This is a genomic window from Mesorhizobium sp. M2A.F.Ca.ET.067.02.1.1 (genome assembly GCF_004023285.1).
Taxonomy (GTDB): Bacteria; Pseudomonadota; Alphaproteobacteria; order Rhizobiales; family Rhizobiaceae; genus Mesorhizobium.
The window spans coordinates 1-1,392 of sequence record NZ_RZSB01001091.1 but is presented as its reverse complement, the minus strand read 5'-3'; the positions used below and the strand labels follow the sequence as shown (position 1 = coordinate 1,392).

General features: G+C 62.4%; 3 protein-coding genes. All 3 read left to right on the top strand.

Going from position 1 to position 1,392, the window contains the following annotated elements; genetic code table 11:
• The coding region (locus EOA28_RS35710; protein WP_148671103.1) for a UxaA family hydrolase at positions 1–759 on the top strand (759 nt) is incomplete at its 5' end.
• 89 nt (positions 760–848) lie between these two features.
• Positions 849–1,019: a hypothetical protein gene (locus EOA28_RS39305; protein ID WP_189342381.1), complete on the top strand. Its 171-nt coding sequence runs from the start codon at positions 849–851 to the stop codon at positions 1,017–1,019.
• A 75-nt stretch (positions 1,020–1,094) separates the two neighbouring features.
• Positions 1,095–1,392: substrate-binding domain-containing protein (locus tag EOA28_RS35705; RefSeq protein WP_148671102.1), on the top strand; the 298-nt coding region annotated here is incomplete at its 3' end.

Below are 1,392 nucleotides of genomic sequence, written 5' to 3'. Positions count from 1 at the left end.
CTCAAGCGCGAGCCCATCCCGGTCAGCGAGATCGTCGTCGGCCTGCAATGCGGCGGCTCGGACGGCATGTCGGGCATCACCGCCAACCCGGCATTGGGCGCCGCTGTCGACATCCTGGCCGGCGTCGGTGGCATCGGCATCCTGTCGGAGACGACCGAGATCTACGGCGCCGAGCACCTGCTCGCCTATCGCGCCGCCTCGCCCGAGATCGCCGCCAAGCTCGATGGCTTCGTGAAATGGTGGGAGGACCATACCGCCAAGCACGGCGCTTCGATCGACAACAACCCCTCGCCCGGCAACAAGCGCGGCGGCCTGACCACGATCCTCGAGAAGTCGCTGGGCGCCGTCGCCAAGGGCGGCCAGACCCCGCTCAACGGCGTCTTCGGCTATGCTGAGAAGGTTTCGGGCCACGGCCTGGTGTTCATGGACACGCCCGGCTACGACCCGGTCTCGGCCACCGGCCAGGTGGCGGGCGGCGCCAATGTCATCGTCTTCACCACCGGCCGCGGCTCCTGCTTCGGCTGCCGGCCGACGCCGTCGATCAAGGTCGCCACCAACTCGACCATGTACCACCAGATGGAAGAGGACATGGACGTCAATTGCGGCGTCATCGCCTCGGGTGAGAAGACCATTGCCGGCATGGGCCGCGAGATCTTCGAGCTGATCATCGAGACGGCGTCCGGCCGCAAGACCAAGAGCGAGGCGTTCGGCTACGGCGACAACGAGTTCGTGCCCTGGCATCTCGGCGCGACGCTTTAGTCCGAAAGTCAATATTGCGGCGGAAGCCGGGAACCCGGCCTTCCATCTGCGACCTTGTGAGGGAATAAATATTCCATATTGACATAATAATGGAATTATTGTTCCATGTCGATAAGGAGGAACGGGAAGCATCCATCTGCCGCCAAGGTGGAGCCGGTATGGCAGAACAGACCTCACCCGCATCAAACAAACGGCAGCAGACACCGCTTGCATCGGCCATGGCAATGCTCTATCAAAAAATGGTATCTGTTTTTTATTGATAAAGTTCTGTTTGGGCCGCGCCTATCCAGATGGAGCTTCCGAAACCTTCACCAGGCGACTTAGGGAGGAACCTAATGAAATTCGTGACCAGCCTTCTCAACCGCCGTGCTTTCGTGGCCCTGGCCGCGGCGTCGATGCTTGCCGGCGCCATGCATTCCGCACCCGCCTCGGCGGCCGACGTGACCATTCCGATCATCGTCAAGGACACCACCTCCTTCTACTGGCAGATCGTGCTGGCCGGCGCCCGCAAGGCCGGCAAGGACCTCGGCATCAACGTGCCGGAGCTCGGCGCCCAGGCCGAGACCGACATCAATGGCCAAGTCTCGATCCTCGAAAACGCCGTCGCCAGCAACCCGGCGGCGATCGTGATCT

Bases quoted from the DNA above. Each gene is read 5' to 3' on its own strand.
- EOA28_RS39305 (WP_189342381.1), top strand. From the start codon at position 849: ATGGAATTATTGTTCCATGTCGATAAGGAGGAACGGGAAGCATCCATC.